This is a genomic window from Micromonospora sp. IBHARD003 (assembly GCF_056106285.1).
Map to the genome: position 1 here is coordinate 7,718,562 of NZ_JBWBBX010000001.1, position 20,511 is coordinate 7,739,072.

The following is a 20,511-nucleotide window of genomic DNA, read 5'->3' on the forward strand; positions in this document are numbered from 1 at the left end:
CATGTACGGTCCCGTCCGTGAACAGACACATAGCGTTCGAGAGGCTGCACAACTTCCGTGACCTGGGCGGTTATTGCACCGAGGACGGCAGCTCCACCGTCCGCTGGGGTGTGCTCTACCGTGCGGACTCCCTCGGCAAGCTCGCCGACGCGGGGGAGGCGGACCGGGAGCGGTTCGCGGCGCTCGGTGTCCGTACGGTCATCGATCTGCGTTATCCGTGGGAGATCGAGGCCAAGGGCCGCGTCCCCGGGTATCCCGGGCTCGACTACCACAACCTCAGCATTGAGCACCGGCCGTACGACCAGGCCGCGTTGGGGCCGGAGGTGGAGCCCGGACCGTATCTCGCCGAGCGGTACGGGGAAGTCGCCGAGGACGGGGTCGAGGAGATCCGCGACGCCCTCGAACTCATCGCCACGGGGAGCGGCCCCGATGCCCCGCTGGTCTTCCACTGCGCATCAGGCAAGGACCGCACCGGCCTGATCGCCGCCCTCGTGCTCCGTCTCGTCGGGGTGTCCGAGGAGGACGTCGTCGCCGACTTCGCCCTCACCGAGCTCGCGACCGCCCGTCTCCTGGCGGACTGGCACTCCGCCAACCCCGGCCGCGAGCCGCGCTGGCCCGGCTACGGGAGGGCGCCTGCCGATGTCATGCGGCTGTTCCTCGCGGCCCTGAGCGGCACCTACGGCTCCCTGCGGGCCTACGCGGCCGAGCGGCTGGGTGTCGACGACGTCCTTGTGTCCGCGCTCCGCGCGCGGCTGCTGCAGCCGGCGGGCTCGGCGGTCGCGGCGGCCTCGGCAGGAGAAGACACCGCCTGAGCGCCGTTGCGGCGCGCTGAATCGCGTCGGCGCGCCGCCGGCGCGGTGAGGGCGCGCGCCCGGCTTCGAGCCCGAGCGGGCCCCTCTCTGCTGATAGAATAGGCGCGTTGGCCTTCGGCGCCCCAACGGGTGCGTCCGGAGGCTTTTTTCATGCCTTCCGACACGTCCGCGTCCAGCACGCTTCCCGTCACCGGTTACCGTGACCTGCTCCTCAACCATCGTGAGTTCGCCGGGTTGTACGTCAGTTTCACCCTGACGGTCGCCGCGAGCACCTGGTCGGGCTTCGCGCTCGGCACGCTGGTCGCTCACCAGACCCGGTCCCCGTTCCTGACAGCCGTGAGCATGTACGGCGCCACGTTCGCGACGGTGCTCGGTGCGTTGACGCTGATGTCGGTCGCGGATGGAAGCCGTCCTCGCCGGACCCTCGTCGCGCTCCAGTGCGTCTCGCTCGTGGGTGTTGCCGCACAGGCGGTTCCGGGGCTGCCGCTGGCTGCCCGGTTCGGTCTGCTCCTGGTGCTCGGGTTCTTCCAGTCCCTGGGGACCGGAACGCGGATGGGGCTGCTCGCCGAGGTGGTGCCGACCTCTGCGTATGCGCTGGCACGTTCGCTGATGAACATCACCTCGGGCGGCATGGCCATCCTCGGCTACGCCACCGGCGCCGTACTTCTGCGGTACCTGAGCCCGGCAGGGGTCTTCGTCGCCGCGACGGCCCTGACCGGAGTCGGATTGATCGTTGTGGTGGTGACCGTGAGGGAACGTTCGATCCGTCTGACCCGTCGCCCCGGACTGCGCCAGACCCGGACAACGAACATCGCGCTCTTCTCCCACTCCGGCCAACGCGCGCTGCTGCTGAACCTGTGGGTTCCCAACGGCCTGATCGTCGGCTGCGAGGCTCTGTTCATCTCCTACGCCCCAGATCACGCCGGTGTCTTCCTGGCCACCGGATCGGCAGGCATGCTCCTCGGTGACCTGGCTGTCGGACGCCTGCTCAACGCCGACCAGCGACGCCGCTGTGCATTCGCGCTGCGACTGCTGCTCGCCATCCCTTACCTGCTGTTCGCCATCCATCCACCCGTGCCGGTGGCGACAGTCGCGGTGTTCATCGCCAGTGCCGGGTTCGCCGCCACCCTGCCGCTCCAGGAGCAGCTACTCGCGCTGACCCCCGATCCGGTCCGTGGCCAGGTCCAGGGAGTTGAGTCGGCCGGCCGGATGACGTGGCAGGGGATCGGAGCCGCGATCGCCGGCGGCGTTGCCCAGCACTTCACCCCCGGCACGGCCATCACCGCTGTGGCCGCGATCTCCGTCGCCGTCACTGTCTTCTCCCGGCCCTTCGTGGTCAGCGCCCGAGCCGTCCCGGCCGGGCTCCACACCGGCACCGCTGCCGCCGGACCGTCCGCATCATCCTGACCGCAGATCAGGCGCCTTCCTGGTGGTCGGTGCCCACGCGGTCAGGCCGGCGCACACCATCAGGACGACGGTCGGCACCGCGGCCCACCCGGGAGCTGTCTTCAGCAAGGCCGCGGAGACGGCCGCACCCACGATCATCGCGCCGAACCTCATCGGAATCCATGCGCTCGGGTGCGCCGAGCCCACTCCCTTCACGATGTAGGTGGCCAGGGTGCCGGTCAGATAGGTGGTGGGCGCGGCCGTACTGCCCGCAGCCACCATGGCCGCGGACTGAACACCCATGGCCAGAGCAGCCGCGAACTGCAGCATGCCTCGTGTGATCCCGTACGGCGACCCACCGGCGGCAGCCCAGACTCCCGCGATGACGGCGAGCACAACCGTCTCCGCGGCAAGGCAGTGCAGCACTCGTGACGGCCAGTGCGTGGTGGAGTGGCTGCAGCTCCGGGTGAACCACGCGGCCCCCGCGACGCCCACGCCGTAGCCGGCCAACGCCACCAGCGCCGCGGTGACATGCATGACCTGACTCTGCCCGAGGGCCATACCCAGCAGGGCGAGATTGCTCGTCATCACCCCGGCGAAGACACGGTCCAGGCCGAGGAAGGAGATGGTCTCCAACGCCCCGGAGGCCGCTACCAGCAAGGTGACCGCGATGTGCATCCGCAGTGTCGGCTCGGACGGTGGCTGTAGGCGCTGTTCCATTGTCTTTCCGATGGGCTCAATGGTGGTTCGTCATGTTAACTCCGGATTCCAGCGATTCGGGCGATTCGGGGCAGGGGTGGCGGTGTCCATACGCGGTCGCACCCGGTGGGATCGCGCCCCGGCCGTGTGGCGCGCGCCCACCCGAACGGACCAGCCCGGAGCGCACCGCCGTGCGTACCGCGCTGCAATGGACGGGTGACGGCGATCCCGGTCGCCCCGGCAGGGGTGACCGCCACGACACCCGACGACTGTCTCGCACGCAACGAATGGATCTGCGGTGCCTATCTGACCAGCCGCCGCGAGATCCTCGAGGCCGCGGTGGTGCAGCACCTCCAGCTGACCCTGGCCTCGGTCGCCCTGGCGCTGCTGCTCGCCGTGCCGCTCGCCGTCGCGGCCCGGCGCTGGCGCCACGCCGCCGGACCGGTCCTCGGCGTGACGACGATCCTCTACACCATTCCGTCGCTGGCCATGTTCTCGCTGCTGCTCCCGCTGTACGGGCTGTCCGCGTCACTCGTCGTCGCGGGACTCGTCCTCTACTCGCTCACCCTGCTCGTACGCAATATCCTCGCCGGGCTGCGCGCCGTGCCCGAGGAGACCCGCCAGGCGGCCCGGGGGATGGGGTACGGACCCGTGCGGTTGCTCCTCACCGTCGAGCTGCCTCTCGCCGTCCCCGCCGCCATGGCGGGACTGCGGATCGCGACGGTCTCCGCCGTCTCGCTGGTCACCATCGGAGCGATCGTCGGCTTCGGCGGTCTCGGCAACCTCATCTACTCCGGGATGAACACCTACTTCAAGGCCCAGGTGCTCACCGCTTCGGTGCTCTGCGTGCTCATCGCCGTCGTCGCGGACCTGGTGCTGCTCGGTGTGCAGCGGCTGCTGACCCCCTGGATGGCACGGTCGGGGAGGTCCGGGGCATGACCCGGTACGGACGGGCCGCGTGAACGTCATCGCCCAGACCTGGGACTGGCTCACCACCTCCGCCAACTGGTCGGGGGCGAACGGGGTCTGGGTGCGGCTCGGCCAGCACCTCTTCCTCACCGCCGTCTGCCTGCTGATCAGCTGTGCGATCGCGCTGCCCGTCGCCCTCGTCCTCGGACACCTCGGCAAGGGCGGCGCGCTCGCCGTCAACATCTCCAACGTCGGACGCGCCGTCCCCACCTTCGCCGTCCTGGTCATCCTGCTGCTCAGCCCGATCGGCAGCTGGGGAGACTGGCCGACGATCGTGGCGCTGGTCCTCTTCGCCGTGCCGCCGCTGCTCACCAATGCCTATGTGGGCATGCGCGGCGTCGACCGGGACATCGTCAGGGCGGCGCAGGGCATGGGCATGACCGGTCCTCAGATGCTGCTGCGCGTGGAGCTTCCTCTGGCGACCCCGCTGATCCTCACCGGCGTACGGATCGCCGCCGTCCAGCTCGTGGCCACCGCGACGATCGCGGCACTGGCGGGCGGAGGAGGTCTGGGCCGGATCATCACCGCCGGCTTCAACCTCGCTTCGACTCCACAGGTCGTCGCGGGCGCCGTGCTCGTCGCCCTGTTCGCACTGATCGTCGAGACGGTCTTCGAGGTCGTGGAGCGGCTGGCTCCCTACCGGGCACGGGAGCGAGCGGGATGAGAGGGTGTGCCCGTGCCCTGGCCGTCGCCGCTGTCCTCGCCGTGGCCGGCTGTACCACCGGTCCCTCGCTCGAGAAGGGGAGCGCGGTGACCGGATCGCCCGGCGACAGCAAGCATCTGACCATCGGGTCCGCCGGATTCACCGAGAGCGATCTGCTGGCCCGGATGTACTCCCTGCTCCTCGAGCGCGCCGGCTACCACACCGAGATCATCTCCGTGAACAACCGGGAGATCTACGAGCCCGCGCTGGAGAACGGTCAGATCGACGTCGTGCCGGAGTACGCCGCGACGTTCGCGGACTGGCTGGGCGCCAAGGCCAACGGGCCGAAGGCGGCGCCGGCCGGTTCGCCCGACCTCGAAAGGACCATGGCCGCGCTGCGTTCCCTCGCGGGTCCACGCGGGCTGAGCGTCCTCGACCCGGGCCAGGCCGTCGACCAGAACGCCTTCGCCGTCACCCGGGAGTACGCGCGGCGGCACCACCTCAGAACACTCAGCGACCTGGGACGATCCGGACTGCCCGTGCGCCTGGCCGCCGGTGACGAATGCGTCCAGCGGCCCTACTGCGCCCCGGGGTTGAAGAAGACGTACGGAATCGACATCACGGGCGTCGACCCCAAGGGCGTCGGCACCACCCAGGCCAAACAGGCCGTCCAGTCGGGACAGGACCAGATGGTGCTGACCACGACCACCGACGCGACGCTGGACGACTTCGGTCTGGTGCTGCTCGCCGACGACAAGCACTTGCAGAACGCCGACTACATCGTCCCGGTCGTCAATCGCGCCCGCGCCGGCAGCCCCGGCGTCACCAAGGCCCTCGACCGGCTGAACTCCGTGCTCACCACGAAGGACCTCGCCAGGCTCAACGAGGAGGTGGACGGCCGGCGCAGGCTGCCCGATGACGTCGCCAGGGAGTACCTGGAGTCGAAGGGACTGCTGCCACGCTGATCGCTACGTGCCGGACCGACCCGCGCCGGACCGACCCGCGCCGGACCGACCCGCGCCGGACGGACCCGCACCGGACCGACCCGGACCGACTCGCACCGGACCGGCCGGCGCAGAACCGCCGGTGTCGTTCAGGCGTCCGACACCGAGTCGAAGTCCACCTGGCCGCGTGCCACGCCTCGTGCGTCCGCGTCCACCGATCGGCGCAGCGCCTCGTGCAGCTTGGCCGGTGTCAGCACTCCCGCGAACCGGGTGCCGTCCACCACCGCGACCCACCCCGCGTCGTGCTGCAGCATCTCGCTGAACGCCTGCTTCAGCGGCGCGCCGAGCGGCACCCAGGCCTCCATCCTGCGCGCCAGTGCGGCGACCGTGCCCCCGCCCTCTGCCGTGGACAGGGCGTCCGCCGCGACCCAGCCGTGCAACTCGCCCGAGGGACCGAGCACCACGGCCCAGCGCGCGTCCTCGTCCCGCAGCCTGACGGCCGCCTCCCGGGCCGGCTCGTCCAGACGTGCCACGGGCGGCTGCTCCAGATCGTCCGTCTCGATCACCGTCACCGACAGCCGCTTGAGACCGCGGTCGGTGCCGACGAACCGGGCCACGTAGTCGGTTGCCGGCGCTCCGAGCACGGCTCCCGGGGTGTCGAACTGTTCGATGCGGCCCTGACCGTAGACGGCGATGCGGTCACCCATCCGCACCGCCTCCTCGATGTCATGGGTGACCAGCAGAACCGTCTTGCGCACCGTCTCCTGGAGGCTCAGGAACTCGCTCTGCAGCCGCTCCCGGACAACGGGGTCGACGGCTCCGAACGGCTCGTCCATCAGCAGGACCGGGGGATCCGCGGCGAGCGCCCGTGCCACGCCGACGCGCTGGCGCTGGCCGCCCGACAGCTGAGCCGGGTAGCGAGGGCCGTAGGTCTTCGGGTTGAGCCCGACCAGGTCGAGGAGCTCAGCCGCGCGGGCGCGGGCCCTGGCCTTCTTCCAGCCGATGAGGGACGGCACGGTCGCGGTGTTGTCGAGGACCGTGCGGTGCGGGAACAGCCCGACCTGCTGGATGACATGGCCGATGCGACGGCGCAGCCGGACCGGGTCCACCCGGGAGATGTCCTCGCCGCCGACCAGAATGCGTCCGGACGTCGGTTCGATCAGCCGGTTCACCATCATCATCGTGGTCGTCTTGCCGCAGCCCGACGGGCCCACAAGAGTGACCAGCTCACCCTCCGCGACCTCGAACGAGAGGCCGTCGACGGCGGTCGTGCCGTCCGGGTAGACCTTGCTGACCTCCTCGAACCGGATCATGCGTCCACGCTAAGGGCTGTCCCGCAGGCGCGCCGCGACCGGGGCGCACACGGCCCATGACGGCACCGGCGCGGACGGCGACGGCCGCAGCCGGCCACGCGCCCAGCCGATTGGGCCGGTCCCGGACGACCGCCGCCCGGCCGTGTGGTGCACTGGGTCCTGTCCGGGCCCGAGAAGTTCGCCCGGACAGGACCCAGGTGGGCGGGGGCGCATCAGCAGGGACTCAGAGCGGGAGCATTCATTGACCAGCTACCGGCAGCCGGGCCTCGTCCTCACGGACCGCCACTTCACCGTCCCCCTCGATCACGAGGACCCGTCAGGCGAGCAGATCCGTCTCTACGGCCGCGAGGTCGCCTCCAGCACCAGGGCGGGCGCGGAGCTGCCCTGGCTGGTGTACCTCGAAGGCGGCCCCGGCTTCGGAGTACGGCGCTTCCACGGCAAGCAGGCATGGCTCGGCCGCGCCGTCCAGGAGTTCCGGGTCCTGCTGCTCGACCAGCGCGGCACGGGACTGTCCACGCCCGCCAACCGTCAGACCCTGCCGCTGCGCGGCGGCCCCGAGGCACAGGCGGACTATCTCGCGCACTTCCGCGCCGACAGCATCGTCCGCGACTGCGAGGCCGTCCGGCGCCAGCTCACCGGGGGCGCCCGCTGGACGGTACTCGGCCAGAGCTTCGGCGGCTTCTGCGCCACACGCTATCTGTCGACGGCGCCCGAGGGCCTGCGGACGGTGCTGATCACGGGCGGGCTGCCCTCGCTGGACGCCCGCGCCGACGACGTCTACCGCGCCGCCTATCCCCGGATGCAGCACAAGACCGAGGCCCACTACACCCGCTATCCGCAGGACGTCGAGCGCGCCCGCCGCATCGCCGCGCATCTGGCCGAGCACCGGCCCGTGCTCCCCGGCGGATACACCCTCACACCCGAGGCCTTCCAGTCGCTGGGCATCCAGCTCGGCACCGCGGACGGCAGCCACCAGCTGCACTATCTGCTCGAGAACGCGTTCGTCGACGGGGCCCGCGGGGAGGAGCTCTCCGACTCCTTCCAGGAAGGGGTGTTCGCGGTCCTGTCCTATGCCGCCCACCCTCTGTACGCCGTACTCCACGAGGCCATCTACGCCCAGGGGCAGGCCCCCACCGACTGGGCGGCGGAGCGGGTGCGCGCCGAGTTCCCGCAGTTCGACGTGGCGAAGACGCTCGCGGGGGACGCTCCGCTGCTCTTCACGGGTGAGTCCGTGCATCCCTGGCACTTCGAGACCGACCCCGCCCTGCGCCCCCTGCGCCAGGCGGCCGAGCTGCTCGCGGCCCGCACCGACTGGCCCGCCCTGTACGACCCCGAGCGCCTGGCGGCCAACGAGGTGCCCGTCGCGGCGGCCGTCTACCACGACGACATGTACGTCGACACGATCCATTCGCTGGCCACCGCGCGGGCCGTTCGCGGGCTGCGCACCTGGGTCACCGACGAGTACGAGCACGACGGTGTCCGCAGCTCCGGCGCCCGTGTCCTGGACCGCCTGCTCGCACTCGTACGGGACGAGATCTGAGAGGAGCCGCCAACCGCGGCACCCGGCGGACGGGGGCCCGGACGGACTGCGGGCAGGATCCGCGAACGCCCGGCCCGCGAACGCCCCGCCGTGAACCGGGCGCACCGTCCGCCTCCCGGCTACCCTCCGCATATGACCGGTTCTCAGCTCGCAGCGATGCCCGACGACTGGACCCGTGCGCTCGCCGTCGTCGCCCACCCAGACGATCTCGAGTACGGCTGTTCCGCGGCCGTCGCCGGCTGGACGGACGACGGCAAGGAGGTCACGTATCTGCTCGCGAGCCGTGGTGAGGCCGGTATCGACAGCATCGAGCCCGCGGTCTGCGGTCCCCTGCGCGAACGGGAGCAGCGGGCGAGTGCCGCGGTCGTGGGAGTGGCCGCGGTGGAGTTCCTCGACCACCGCGACGGTGTCATCGAGTACGGAACGGCGCTGCGCCGTGACATCGCCGCTGCGATCCGGCGCCACCGCCCCGAACTCGTCATCACCCTCAACCACCGGGACACCTGGGGTCCCGCGGTCGGCGGCAACTGGAACTCCCCGGACCACCGCGCCGTCGGGCGGGCCACTCTCGACGCGGCCGCCGACGCCGGGAACCGGTGGATCTTCCCCGAACTCCTCACCGACCACGGCCTCGAGCCGTGGAACGGAGTGCGCTGGGTCGCGATCGCGGGCTCCGCAACGCCCACCCACGCGGTGGACGCGACCGCCGGACTGGAGCGTGCCGTACGGTCGCTGATGGAGCACCACACCTACATCGAGGTCCTGACGGACGAGACGCCGGAGCTCTACTGCCGTAACTTCCTTACCGAGAGCGTCCGTTCACTGGCCGACCGGTTCGGCGGCAGGCCGGCCGTGGGCTTCGAGGTCTTCGGCCGCTGAGTATCCGTTCCCGGCTGATCCCCCCGGCTCAGGGCGTCAGATACGAGTGGAAGACGCCCTCCGGGTCGTACTGGGCCCTGAGGGCCTGGAGCCGGCGCCAGTCCTCGGGGGTGAACGAGCGCTCGGCGCGGTCCGGGGCGGCGGTGAGATCGGCCTCGGCGATGTAGTGCCCCGTGCCGAGCGGCTTGACGGTACTCATCGCCTCGCGCAGCCAGCGGATGTTGGCCGCGTCCTCCTCGGCGTCGTCCCAGACGGCGTAGGGGACGACATAGCTCTCGCCGAGCACCGAGAACGCCATGTCGCGCAGCAGATCCTCGCGGTGCGACACCGGGACGACGGGTGCGAGGACGAGTGACTTCTCGGAGGGGGCGCTGTCGATCGCGCTACCGAGCTTGGCCAGCAGTGTCCCGAGACTCGCATCCGACCACAGGGTGTCGGCCACATAGCGGTGCTGCGCGGGCCAGGTGCCGGCTGAGACCTCGTACAGGCCGTCGGACGACGTCGGCTTCTCGTTCTCCCGGAAGAGCGCACGATCGGCGAAGGGGCAGTCCCGGAGCGGCCGGAGAGCCTCGATGGCCCGCTCGGCCGATTCCGCGAAGGCCGTGGCCGCCGCGACGACCACTTTGGGCCGCGGCTGCTCCTGTGTCATGTGGGGGGCGGCGGTAGCCAGCACCAGGGCCAGTTCCACCGTCGGTTCGAGTTCCCCCGCCTTCTCCACGGCCCAGTCCGACACGGCCTCGGCATCCGCGACGGGAAAGGCGAGCGTGGTCGACATGATCGACTCCGGACGCCGGTACAGATCCAGGTGGAACGCGGTGGCGATGGCGAAGAATCCGGGTCCGGCTCCTCGCGCGGCCCAGAACAGATCGGGATGCTCCGTCTCGTTGCACCGGAGCACCTGGCCCTGTGCCGTCACCACGTCGACCTCGCGGACGCTCCGGCAAGCCGGGCCCATGGCACCGGAATTCCACCCGAGCCCACCACTGAGGAGATATCCGCCGACCGCCACCGAACCGCAATGGCCGGTGGGGAAGGCCAGGCCCCGCGCGGCGAGTTGGGGAGCGAGTTCGCTTCCGGTGACCGCGGGCTGCACCGTCGCCCGGGCCGCGTCGTTGTCGATGTCGTACCGACGGAGCCGGGACAGGTCGATGAGCATGCCGCCGTCGCGCACGGGTGAACCGAACCAGCTGTGTCCGCCCGACCGTACCGCGATGCGCAGTCCGCGGGAGCGGGCCAGCCCCACGGCCTCGGCGACGTCGTCCGCCGATGCGGCCTGGACGATGACCTCCGGGAAGCGTCCGGGCTTGAGTGCGTTCCACACCATGCCTGCCCTGACCGCTTCGTAGTCCGCGTCGCCCCGCTGGAGGACCCTTCCCGCGATGCTTCGGACGGACCCGTGTCTGCTCATCGTGGACTCCAGGAGTTGCACGAGCTGCGGCTGCCGATCAAGCTGAATTCCGGGTGCGCGGTACTCACCGGGGCCTCACCGGGCGCGATGGGGAGACGGGATCATTCTACCGGCCCCGTCGTACGTGCGCGGCCCGAGGGAAAGCGTCCTGGAGCATGCCCAACGACACCATGAAAGCCTTTGTACTCAGGCGGGTGGGCGAGGTTGGCGTCATCGGGAAACCCGTCCCCGAACCCGGACCCAATGACGCGGTCGTGCGTACCACCGCGGCCATGGTGTGTACGTCCGACGTGCACACCACGAAGGGAGCGATGCCGGTCGCACCCGATGTCACCCTGGGGCACGAGGCGGTCGGGGTCGTCCACGCACTGGGTTCCGCGGTCGAGGGCCTCGTCAGGGGCGAGCGGGTCGCGGTGGGTGGTGTGACGCCGTGTTTTCAGTGCGACTACTGCCAGCGGGGTTTCTCCTCGCAGTGCCGCGGCAGGATGATGGGTGGTGCCGTGTTCACCGTCCAGGCCGACGGGAACATGGCGGAGTACTTTCTCGTCCGCAACGCGCAGGCCAATCTGGCGCCGATCCCGGCGGAGCTCAGTGATCACCAGGCGTTGTACGCGACGGACATGCTGTCGACCGGATTCGTCGCCGCCGAGCACGCGGAACTCGAGATCGGGGAGACCGTGGCGATTTTCGCCCAGGGCGCGGTGGGACTCTCGGCGACGATCGGCTGCCGTCTGCGCGGCGCCGGCCTCGTCATCGCCGTGGAGTCGCTGCCGCGGCGTCAGGAGCTGGCGAGGCACTTCGGCGCGGACGTCGTCGTCGACCACACCCGGGACGATCCTGTACGGCGCATTCTCCAACTGACCGGCGGCGAAGGGGTGGACGCCGCGATCGAGGCGCTCGGTACTCCGCAGACCTGGGAGGCGAGCTTCCGGGTCACCAAGCCCGGGGGACGTGTCTCCAACGTCGGATATCACGGTGAGGTCCCCGAACCGCTGGAGATCCCGTTGGAGCCCTTCGGATACGGGATGTCCGACAAGCAGGTCTACGCCGGGCTGAACCGCGGGGGGCGGGAGCGACTGCTGCGGATCTTCCGGCTGATGGAGCACGGCAAGGTGGATCCCACGCCGATGACCACGCACGAGTTCGGCTTCGGCGAGATCGAGCGGGCCTTCCGGATGATGGAGGCGAGGAAGGACGGGATCATCAAGCCGCTGATCCTTTTCGACTGCTGATCCGTTTCGACTGGTGCCCAGGTCAACCGGAGTGGCGTGCTGGTGTGACGTGAGTGCCGGGAAGGGGCGACGGATGTGCCGGGTGTCGAGCGGTTCAGGCCGCGCCGGGGACCACACTGAAGACGGCGACCAGAACCAGGTAGCACACCACCACGATGGCCGCTCCCGCCATGTGGACGCGTGGCGACTTCGCACGGCTGGGCAGCAGCCAGAAAGCGAAGAGCCGGTTGACCAGGGGCATCAGCAGCCACGTCAGAATGCTGACACTCAGCACGTTGCTGAGGAACAGGGCCGCGTACCCGGGTATGCCCAGAGCCTTGAACCATACGCCGGCGGTCAGGTTCAGGATCACCACCGTCGGATACAGGGCCAGGACGACCGACATGGCCTGCTTCCAGTTGGGCGGGACCCCCTCGTCCGCGCCCTCACCGAAGCGGAACCAACCCCCGAACGCCGACCCGATCTTGCGTACGTCGTAGGAGCCGAAGTAGGCGCTCCCTTCATCGAGGAGCTTCGCCCGGGCCTCGGATTCGAGCCAGGTGTCGAGGTGTTGGCGCGTGTCGAAGCGGAAGGCCACCACCCAGTGGTCCTGGACGCCTTCGATCGGTTTGAACAACTCCGATCCCATGAAGCCGGGAAACTTCTCCTGCGCCTTCATGATCTTGTCCTGCCAGCGCACGAAGTCCCTCTCCCGCCCCGGCAGCACCTCGTGAGAGATCACGGCGGTGTAGACGTCCTGGACGGGCCTCCCGCCCGTGAGCACCTCCTGGGTCGGAGGTCCGTCGAACAACTGGCTTCCCTCGGCGAGGAGTTGTTTGCGGGCGCTCGAGTCCAGCCAGGCGGTCAGCTGGTCGACGTCCGCGAATCGGAAGACGACGACCCACTCGTTCTCGTCCTCGGAGCCCGGTGGATACACCTCCGTGCCCTGAAAGCCCTGGAAACCCCGCACGACGTGGTCGGTCTTCTCCTGCCAGCGCTTGTAGTCGTCGTCCCGTCCAGCCCGGATCTTCTGGGACGTGACGACCGTGGCGCTGCCGTCGGGGCCCCGGATTGCGCGGCTACTCATACGGAGTAGTCTAGAACTAAAGGGAGTTATCGGACAAATGGGGGGGATTCGCTGCGGTTGCGGGGCTCCGGACAGCAAGCGGGAGGATCTGAGATGGGACACACCGAATTCATGGCGGAAGCGTGCCGACTGGCCACCGAGTCGGTGGAGCACGGCTGGGGCGGCCCGTTCGGAGCCGTGATCACCCGGAACGGCGACATCGTCGCTCGTGGTCAGAACCGTGTTCTCCTGACGGGTGACCCCACGGCGCACGCCGAGGTGGAGACCATTCGCAACGCGGTCCAGCGCCTGAACCCCGAAGCTCCCTCCATTTCGGAGGAGCATCAGAACGAGAGCACGCTCGAGTATGTGCCGCGCCCGGACGGATCTCCCGACCCGGTGCCCGAGCGCGCCCGGATGCTCCAGGGGTGCTCGATCTACATCAGTGGTGCGCCGTGCCCGATGTGTATGAGTGCCATCTACTGGTCGCGGATCGACAACGTGTACTTCAGCAGTGATCTGACGGCCACTCGGGAGATCGGCTTCGATGACGTCTTCCAGTACGAGGACTTCGGAAAGCCGCTGGAAGAGCGGCGCATCCACATCGAGCAGATCCACCCGGAGCTGGGCGCCAAGGCCTACGCTGCGTGGATGGGCAAGGCCGACCGTCACTCGTACTGAGGGCTGACGCTCTCGCGGAGACCACCACCCGGGAGAGCGGTCATCGGCCCGGACAGGGCCTGGTCGCCGACCGCTGTGAGACGGTCCCGTCGTGCCGCCGTTGCGGCAGCGGCGGGACCGTTTCGTCTGCGCCGGCCCAACCGGTTCCGCGGGACCGGCCGGGCTGAGGCGCCTGGGGTCTCCGGCGTGCCGTCAACGGCCGGCCGGTACCCCCGCGGCCCGCATGGTCGAAGGACTGGCCGGACAGGTGGTTCCCCTAAGGCAAGCGACCGCTTAGTATGCGACCCGGTACGGTACCGGTCGAGTCTTTGTGGAGGACCTCAATGCAGGCATGGCGAGTCCACCGGAACGGTGAGCCGAGCGAGGTGATGCGGCTCGACGAGGCCACCCGCCCGGAGCCGGGGGAGGGGCAGCTCCTGCTGAAGGTGCGTGCCGCGAACATCAACTTCCCCGACGCGCTGCTCTGCCGCGGCCAGTACCAGATCACCCCTCCGCTGCCGTTCACCGCGGGAGTGGAGTTCTGCGGTGAGACCGAGGACGGGAGGCGGGTCATCGCGACCGCCGCACTGCCCCACGGAGGCTTCGCCGAGTACGCCGTCGCCCATGCGGCGGCCGTGCTGCCCGCGCCGGACGCACTCGACGACGCCGAGGCCGCAGCCCTGCACATCGGCTACCAGACGGGGTGGTTCGGACTCCACCGCCGCGCGCACCTCCAGGAGGGCGAGACCCTGCTCGTGCACGCCGCGGCAGGCGGTGTCGGCAGCGCCGCGGTCCAGCTCGGCAAAGCCGCGGGAGCCAGGGTCATCGGTGTCGTCGGCGGACCGGAAAAGGCCCTCGTGGCACGGGAGCTGGGCTGTGACGTCGTCATCGACCGGCGCACCGACGACATCGTGAGCGCCGTGAAGGAAGCGACGGGCGGCCGCGGCGCCGATGTCGTCTACGACCCCGTCGGCGGCGACGCGTTCGCCAAGTCCGCGAAGTGCGTGGCCTTCGAAGGCCGCGTCCTGGTCGTCGGCTTCGCGAGCGGCGCCATCCCCAGCCCCGCACTGAACCACGCGCTCGTCAAGAACTACTCCATCGTCGGCCTGCACTGGGGCCTGTACAACCACAAGGACCCCGGGGCCGTACTGCGCTGTCACGAAACCCTCAGCGAATACGCGGCCAAGGGCCTGATCAAGCCCCTCATCAGCGAGCGTGTCCCCTTCGCCGAAGCGGCCGCGGCGGTGCAGCGGGTCGCCGACGGGGCCACGACCGGCCGGCTCGTCGTGCTCCCGGAAGGAGCCGAATCATGACCGACGCCGCGGAACTGCGGGCACGTACACGCGAGTTGCTCGCCGCGAAGCCACCCGCCGACACCGGCTCCGCCGAATTCCTCGCCGCCCGCTTCGACGCCGGCCTCGCCTGGGTGCACTACCCGCCCGGGCTCGGCGGGCTCGGCGCGCCGCGCGCCCTCCAGGCCGTCGTCGACGCCGAACTGGAGGTGGCGGGAGCCCCCGACAACAACCCCCGGCGGATCATGATCGGTCTCGGCATGGCCGCGCCCACGATCCTGGCCTACGGCACCGAGGAGCAGAAACGGCGCTTCCTGCGCCCGCTGTGGACCGGCGAAGAGGTGTGGTGCCAGCTGTTCAGCGAGCCCGGCGCCGGCTCCGACCTGGCCGCACTGGGCACCCGTGCCGTCCGCGACGGCGACGACTGGGTGGTGTCGGGCCAGAAAGTGTGGACTTCCGTCGCCCATGTCGCCCGCTGGGCCATCCTGATCGCCCGCACCGACCCAGAGGCCCCCAAACACCGCGGCATCACCTACTTCATCTGCGACATGACCGACCCCGGGGTCGAGGTCAGGCCCCTGCGGCAGATCACCGGCGAGGCCGAGTTCAACGAGGTCTTCCTCACCGACGTGCGCATCCCCGACGCGCACCGCCTCGGCCCCGTCGGGGACGGCTGGAAGGTCGCCCAGACGACCCTGATGAACGAGCGCTTCACGATCGGTGGCATGCGGTTGCCACGCGAGGGCGGCTTGATCGGCCTGCCCGCCGCCACCTGGCGGGCCCGCCCCGAGCTGCGCACCCACGAACTGCACCAGCGACTGCTCACCCTGTGGGTGGAGGCCGAGGTCGCCCGCCTCACCGGCGAGCGCCTGCGCCAGCAACTCGTCGCCGGACAGCCCGGCCCCGAAGCCTCCGGAACGAAGCTCGTCTTCGCCCGCCTCAACCAGGAGATCAGCGCTCTGGAGGTCGAGCTTCGCGGCGAGGAGGGCCTGCTGTACGACGACTGGACGATGCGCCGCCCCGAACTCGTCGACTTCATGGGCCGTGACAGCGGCTACCGCTATCTGCGCGCCAAGGGCAACTCCATCGAGGGCGGTACGAGCGAGGTGCTCCTCAACATCGTTGCCGAGCGGGTCCTCGGACTGCCCGCCGAACCGCGCACCGACAAGGACATCGCCTGGAAGGACCTCGCACGATGAGCACAGCGAGCACCCAGCCGGACCTGCTGTACTGCGAGGCCGAGGACGATCTGCGCGCCGCCGTGCGCGCCCTGCTCACCAACCGAACGGATCCCGCAGCGCTGCTCGCCCGCATCGAGAGCGGCAGCCCGTACGACCCCGCGCTGTGGAAGTCCCTCGCCGAGGGCATCGGGGCCGCGGGGCTGCTCGTACCGGAGAAGCTCGGCGGACAGGGCGCGAGCCACCGGGAGGCCGCGGTGGTGCTGGAGGAGCTCGGGCGCACGGTGACCCCGGCTCCGTATCTCAGCAGCGCGGTCATCGCCACCGAGACCCTGCTCGCCCTCGTCGCCCTCGGGGGAGAGTCCGGGCGGACCGGTGAAGTCGCCGAGCTGCTCGGCGGGATGGCCGCCGGCCGCACCGTCACGGTCCTGGCGCTGCCGCTCTCCACGGCCCCCGGCGCCGAGCCGCCCGGTGGTCCGGCGGTCACCGCGGTCGCCGACGCGCTGATCGCCGACGTCCTGCTGATGTACAGGACCGACGGGCTGTACGCGGTGAAGAGGGCGGACGCGGAGATCACCCCGGGGGTCGCGCTCGACCTCACCCGTCCGCTGGCCACCGTCAGTGCCCCGGGTACGGCGGGCATCCGGCTCGCCGACGCGGGGACGGCACAGGAGGCCGTGCGCCGCGGCATGCTCGCCGGAGCCGGGCTGCTGGCGTCCGAGCAACTGGGCATCGCCGAATGGTGTCTGGAGGAGACCGTCCGGTACACCGGCGAGCGCTACCAGTTCAATCGCCCCGTCGGCTCCTTCCAGGCGCTCAAGCACCGTATGGCGCAGCTGTGGCTGGAGGTGGTGAACGCCCGTGCCGCGGCCCGCGCCGCGGCCGACGCGCTCGCCACCGGCAGTGACGACGCCGCGCTCTCGGCATCCGTCGCCCAGGCCTACTGCTCCAGGGTCGCCGTGCACGCCGCCGAGGAGTGTGTGCAGTTGCACGCAGGTATCGGTATGACCTGGGAGCACCCTGCGCATCTGTATCTGAAGCGGGCCAAGGCCGACGAACTCGCCCTCGGAACACCGGGCCGGCACAAGGAGGTGCTGGCGGCACTCGTCAACCTGCCGGCCCCCGGGTAGCCGGGGCCCCGTCCCGCCCGTTCCCGCCGGCGCCGCGACGGGGTGAAACGAAAGGCCACCGGGGCCACCGCCGCCGCCGCGACGACCGAAGGGAACTCCGGACGTCATCGCGGCGGCCCGGTGCAAGGTGGACGAACGCCACCGTCCTCGTCGGTGTATGGCCCAACCACGGCTCGGCCCGGCCGTGTTACCGGGCAGTCCGTGCAGCCGCCGGTGGACATCACGAACGGCAAGGGCGCTGCCTCAACGATGCCCGCGAGCCGCCGTCGAGTGACGACGCAGGTCAATTCCCCTGCCGACGACCACCCGTTCGGCGGCCGCGCCAGTCGGCCGTCCGGCGCCTCCACTCCGCCACACTGGCCGCCGAACGCCGCAATTCCGTTGCGGCGGACGAAGGAGGTTGAGGTATGGCCGTGTCCGTCTCAGTCGTGCTGCTGCTGCTCGTTCTCGCGGTGATCTATCTGCGCAACGGCGGCCTGAAGGTCTCACACGCACTCGTCTGCGCCCTGCTCGGATTCTTCCTGGCAGGCACGAGCATGGCGCCGACCATCCACAACGGGGTGACGGCCACGGCCGATGTGGTGAGCCGGCTCAATCCCTGAGCCGCGGCGGGAGCCAGGTCCCGGGCGCCAAGTCCCGGGCGGCACCGTCCGGTCAGGTGCGATCGGGCGGAAGGCCCGCGGGCGGTCCCGTGAGCCGTGACGGTGGTGCGGCACAACCGGCCCCGCTCGCCTGCAGGTCCGGCCGGCCCCTGGCACCCGCCCGAGATCCGGTCCGGTCGGCCGTGGCCCGGTGCTGCCGGCCGCACACGAAGCCTGTGGGAAACCCTCCGCATCCGCATGGACAGTTCACGCAGAGACTTCTAGCGTCGGACGGCGGCGCGACCGACGCCCTTCCACCGAGGAGCCGCCGTGACCCCCCGAGCTCTCGCCCGCACGCTCGCCCTCGCACTGGCCCTGTCCGTATGCACGACCGCGGTTCCCACCCCCGCGTACGCCGACGACATCCCCAAGGCTCCCGGACACCGCCTGGTGAGCGCATACGAAGGAGCCGCGGTCACCGCATCGCCCCTGCCGGGCACACCTCCGGCCCAGCACCCCCACCTGGCCCCCAACGGCCGCAGCGGGATGCACGCCGACGCGGCGGGCAGCGGCACCCACCCCTACCCCGGTCCGCTGGGAGCCGAGCCCTCCGTCACCAGCGAGCGGATCGCTCCGCTGGGCGGCGAATGCGCCACCGCGACCTTCGACACGGGGGGCCGCCTCATCACCGTCTGCGGCACGTTCTCCGGGTTCCTGCTGAAACTCCTCGACCCGCGCACGCTCGCCACCCTCGCCGAGTACCGGCTGCCACAGCGCCCCTCCACCGTCGAGGCCCTCACCCACCTCGACTTCTCCAAGATCTTCAAGGACACCTCGGGCGGCGCCTACTTCTACCTCGACGAGCGGGACCGGGTCGTCCTCGCCGACTCGCGCCGGCACGTCCTGCGCATCGCCCACGCGCGGGGCGAGGACGGCAGTTGGCGGTTCGCCGTCGAAGACGACTGGGACCTCACCGCACACGTCCCGCACGACTGTGCGAGCTGGGCCAACCCCTTCCCGAGCGGCGTCTGCGATCCGGTCACCTCCGTCATGCCCGACTGGCAGGGCCGCATCTGGTGGGTGACCCGGCTCGGCCGCGTCGGCACCGTCGACCCCCGGACCTCCGTCGTACGTACGGTGCGGCTCGCCGGGGAGGAGATCCAGAACTCCTTCTCGGTCGCCGAGGACGGCGTCTGGATCGTCTCGGACCATGCCCTCTACGGCTTCCGTGCCGATGCCGACGGCACGCCCCGGGTGTGGTGGCGCGAGACGTACGACCGCGGCACCGGCACGAAACCGGGCTCCGTGAACCAGGGGTCGGGCACCACACCGGACCTCTTCGGTGATGGCGACGACTACGTCGCCATCACCGACAACGCCGACGAGCGGATGCACGTCCTCGTCTACCGCAGGGGCGCGGACGTCCCGGCAGGCCGGCGCCTGGTCTGCAAGATCCCGGTCTTCGGCGCCGGCGCCTCCACCACCGACAACTCGATGATCAGCTGGGGCAACAGCCTCGTCGTCGAGAACAACTACGGCTACGAGAACCCGTCCTCGGTCCTCTTCGGCCGCAGCGTCGTCGGTGGTGCCACCCGCATCGACGTACGCCACGACGGCAGCGGCTGCGACACCGTGTGGCAGAGCGACGTCCGCTCACCCTCCACCGTCCCCAAGCTCTCCACGGTGAGCGGACTGCTGTACTTCTACGAGAAGCGGCCCAAGAGGCTCGGCATCGACGCCTGGTATCTGACCGCCGTCGACTTCCGCACCGGAGAGCGCCGCTGGAGCCGGCTCACCGGGACGGGCCCGCTGTACGACAACAACTGGGCGCCGATCACCCTCGGGCCCGACGGCACGGCCTACGCCGGTGTCTTCAACGGCATCGTGGCCGTCCGGGACAGCCACGACTGACCCGTCGGGCGGGACACACGCGATTCCCGGGGCACGAAGCCCCGGGAATCACGCCGCATCCCTCAGCTCATCTCGGGCATCTCACCCTCGGTCGTCGTGTCGTCGATGACCGCGACGGCGGCGCCCTGCGGGTCGACGAGCGCCGCGAAGCGCCCGAACGGGGTGGTCATCGGTCCGAACACCAGCTTCCCGCCGAGCTTCTGGGCCGTGGCGACCGCGGCGTCGCAGTCCGCGACGGTGAAGTACACCTGGACGTAGGACGGGACCTCCGGGGGGAAGTCCTGGTCGGTCATCTTCATCCGGCCCAGGAGGGGCGCGCCCTCGCCCAGATCGAAGATCTTGTAGTCCATCTGCTCGTCCTGCATGGTCTTCACGCCGTAGCCGAAGACCGCGGGGAAGAAGGCGTCGGCCTTCTCCGGCTCGCGTGTGAAGACCTCGGCCCAGCAGTAGGCGCCCGGCTCGGCGACCGCTTCGAAGCCGGTGTGGGTACCCCCCTGCCAGACGCCGAACGTGACGCCGCCGGGGTCCTGGGCGAGGCACATCGTCCCGAACTCGCCGACCTGCATCGGCTCCATCAGGACCGTGCCGCCGTTCCGGCGGATCTTCTCGGCGGTCGCGGCGGCATCCGGCGATGCCAGATACAGGCACCACTGCGAGTGGCCCTCCTGCCCGGACATGGGCGGTACGACGGCGGCGACCGCCTTGCCGTTCGCGTAGGCCTGTGTGTAGTTGCCGTACTCCGACGAGGACTCGCCGAACGTCCAGCCCAGGACTTCGGCGTAGAAGGTCTTCGCGCCCTCCAGATCGGAGAACATCGCGTCGGCCCAGATCGGCTTGCCTTCGGGTTCTGCAGCCATGACTGACTCTCTTCGCTGTCTGCGGTGTGCTG

Annotated in this window: 19 protein-coding genes; 14 read left to right on the forward strand and 5 right to left on the reverse strand. The window is 70.3% G+C overall.

The features are described 5' to 3' along the window. Window positions 1-17: 17 nt before the first annotated feature. Together ACTWOL_RS33635 and ACTWOL_RS33640 are read left to right on the forward strand one after the other, a co-directional pair. Window positions 18-812 (forward strand): tyrosine-protein phosphatase, encoded by a 795-nt coding sequence (locus ACTWOL_RS33635; protein ID WP_474300662.1) that lies wholly within the window; start codon window positions 18-20, stop codon window positions 810-812. Window positions 813-962: 150 nt separating this feature from the next. After that, window positions 963-2,219: an MFS transporter gene (locus tag ACTWOL_RS33640; RefSeq protein ID WP_474300663.1), complete on the forward strand. Its 1,257-nt coding sequence runs from the start codon at window positions 963-965 to the stop codon at window positions 2,217-2,219. Here the strand turns inward: ACTWOL_RS33640 and ACTWOL_RS33645 are convergent. Beyond that, window positions 2,211-2,918 carry a YoaK family protein gene (locus ACTWOL_RS33645; RefSeq protein ID WP_474300664.1) on the reverse strand — a complete coding sequence of 236 codons (708 nt, stop codon included), beginning with the start codon at window positions 2,916-2,918 and terminating at the stop codon, window positions 2,211-2,213. The genes ACTWOL_RS33640 and ACTWOL_RS33645 overlap by 9 nt on opposite strands. Before the next feature lie 204 nt (window positions 2,919-3,122). Here ACTWOL_RS33645 and ACTWOL_RS33650 point away from each other — a divergent pair, with 204 nt between their 5' ends. Genes ACTWOL_RS33650 through ACTWOL_RS33660 form a run of 3 tightly spaced genes read left to right on the forward strand, consistent with a single transcriptional unit; the run spans window position 3,123 to window position 5,474 of the window. Beyond that, window positions 3,123-3,836, forward strand: coding sequence for an ABC transporter permease (locus tag ACTWOL_RS33650; protein ID WP_474301307.1), 714 nt, complete (start codon window positions 3,123-3,125; stop codon window positions 3,834-3,836). Window positions 3,837-3,855: 19 nt separating this feature from the next. After that, on the forward strand, window positions 3,856-4,530 hold the full coding sequence (locus ACTWOL_RS33655; RefSeq protein WP_474300665.1) for an ABC transporter permease: 675 nt from the start codon (window positions 3,856-3,858) through the stop codon (window positions 4,528-4,530). Beyond that, window positions 4,527-5,474 (forward strand): ABC transporter substrate-binding protein, encoded by a 948-nt coding sequence (locus tag ACTWOL_RS33660; protein ID WP_474300666.1) that lies wholly within the window; start codon window positions 4,527-4,529, stop codon window positions 5,472-5,474. Before ACTWOL_RS33655 ends, ACTWOL_RS33660 begins: the two co-directional genes overlap by 4 nt. Window positions 5,475-5,602: 128 nt before the next feature. Here the strand turns inward: ACTWOL_RS33660 and ACTWOL_RS33665 are convergent, their stop codons facing one another. Further along, complete coding sequence (locus ACTWOL_RS33665; RefSeq protein ID WP_474300667.1) at window positions 5,603-6,766, reverse strand: betaine/proline/choline family ABC transporter ATP-binding protein; 1,164 nt, start codon at window positions 6,764-6,766, stop codon at window positions 5,603-5,605. 241 nt (window positions 6,767-7,007) lie between these two features. On the opposite strand from ACTWOL_RS33665, the gene ACTWOL_RS33670 reads away from it, so the two are divergent. Both ACTWOL_RS33670 and ACTWOL_RS33675 read left to right on the forward strand, forming a co-directional pair. Beyond that, the gene (locus tag ACTWOL_RS33670; RefSeq protein WP_474300668.1) at window positions 7,008-8,306 is read left to right on the forward strand and encodes an alpha/beta fold hydrolase; all 1,299 of its coding nucleotides are present in this window, start codon (window positions 7,008-7,010) and stop codon (window positions 8,304-8,306) included. Window positions 8,307-8,438: 132 nt separating this feature from the next. Next, on the forward strand, window positions 8,439-9,185 hold the full coding sequence (locus tag ACTWOL_RS33675; RefSeq protein WP_474300669.1) for a PIG-L deacetylase family protein: 747 nt from the start codon (window positions 8,439-8,441) through the stop codon (window positions 9,183-9,185). A gap of 28 nt (window positions 9,186-9,213) precedes the next feature. On the opposite strand, the gene ACTWOL_RS33680 is transcribed toward ACTWOL_RS33675, so the two are convergent. Next, complete coding sequence (locus tag ACTWOL_RS33680; protein ID WP_474300670.1) at window positions 9,214-10,593, reverse strand: FAD-binding oxidoreductase; 1,380 nt, start codon at window positions 10,591-10,593, stop codon at window positions 9,214-9,216. A gap of 170 nt (window positions 10,594-10,763) precedes the next feature. Here ACTWOL_RS33680 and ACTWOL_RS33685 point away from each other — a divergent pair, with 170 nt between their 5' ends. Beyond that, on the forward strand, window positions 10,764-11,825 hold the full coding sequence (locus tag ACTWOL_RS33685; protein WP_474301308.1) for a zinc-binding dehydrogenase: 1,062 nt from the start codon (window positions 10,764-10,766) through the stop codon (window positions 11,823-11,825). Window positions 11,826-11,919: 94 nt separating this feature from the next. Here the strand turns inward: ACTWOL_RS33685 and ACTWOL_RS33690 are convergent, their stop codons facing one another. Beyond that, the gene (locus tag ACTWOL_RS33690) at window positions 11,920-12,891 is read right to left on the reverse strand and encodes an antibiotic biosynthesis monooxygenase (RefSeq protein WP_474300671.1); all 972 of its coding nucleotides are present in this window, start codon (window positions 12,889-12,891) and stop codon (window positions 11,920-11,922) included. A gap of 93 nt (window positions 12,892-12,984) precedes the next feature. Here ACTWOL_RS33690 and ACTWOL_RS33695 point away from each other — a divergent pair, with 93 nt between their 5' ends. The 6 genes from ACTWOL_RS33695 (at window position 12,985) to ACTWOL_RS33720 (ending at window position 19,622) form a co-directional block, all read left to right on the forward strand. Continuing rightward, window positions 12,985-13,551: a nucleoside deaminase gene (locus tag ACTWOL_RS33695; protein WP_474300672.1), complete on the forward strand. Its 567-nt coding sequence runs from the start codon at window positions 12,985-12,987 to the stop codon at window positions 13,549-13,551. A gap of 323 nt (window positions 13,552-13,874) precedes the next feature. Next, window positions 13,875-14,843 (forward strand): NADPH:quinone oxidoreductase family protein, encoded by a 969-nt coding sequence (locus ACTWOL_RS33700; protein ID WP_474300673.1) that lies wholly within the window; start codon window positions 13,875-13,877, stop codon window positions 14,841-14,843. Continuing rightward, window positions 14,840-16,021 (forward strand): acyl-CoA dehydrogenase family protein, encoded by a 1,182-nt coding sequence (locus tag ACTWOL_RS33705; RefSeq protein WP_474300674.1) that lies wholly within the window; start codon window positions 14,840-14,842, stop codon window positions 16,019-16,021. The genes ACTWOL_RS33700 and ACTWOL_RS33705 overlap by 4 nt, the downstream gene beginning before the upstream one ends. Beyond that, a complete protein-coding gene (locus ACTWOL_RS33710) occupies window positions 16,018-17,130 on the forward strand; it encodes an acyl-CoA dehydrogenase family protein (protein WP_474300675.1) in 1,113 nt (370 codons plus the stop codon). The genes ACTWOL_RS33705 and ACTWOL_RS33710 overlap by 4 nt, the downstream gene beginning before the upstream one ends. Window positions 17,131-17,537: 407 nt before the next feature. After that, window positions 17,538-17,732 carry a hypothetical protein gene (locus tag ACTWOL_RS33715; protein ID WP_474300676.1) on the forward strand — a complete coding sequence of 65 codons (195 nt, stop codon included), beginning with the start codon at window positions 17,538-17,540 and terminating at the stop codon, window positions 17,730-17,732. Between the two features lie 309 nt (window positions 17,733-18,041). Continuing rightward, complete coding sequence (locus ACTWOL_RS33720) at window positions 18,042-19,622, forward strand: hypothetical protein (RefSeq protein ID WP_474300677.1); 1,581 nt, start codon at window positions 18,042-18,044, stop codon at window positions 19,620-19,622. A 62-nt stretch (window positions 19,623-19,684) separates the two neighbouring features. On the opposite strand, the gene ACTWOL_RS33725 is transcribed toward ACTWOL_RS33720, so the two are convergent. Then, window positions 19,685-20,479 carry a VOC family protein gene (locus ACTWOL_RS33725; protein ID WP_474300678.1) on the reverse strand — a complete coding sequence of 265 codons (795 nt, stop codon included), beginning with the start codon at window positions 20,477-20,479 and terminating at the stop codon, window positions 19,685-19,687. Window positions 20,480-20,511: the final 32 nt, after the last annotated feature.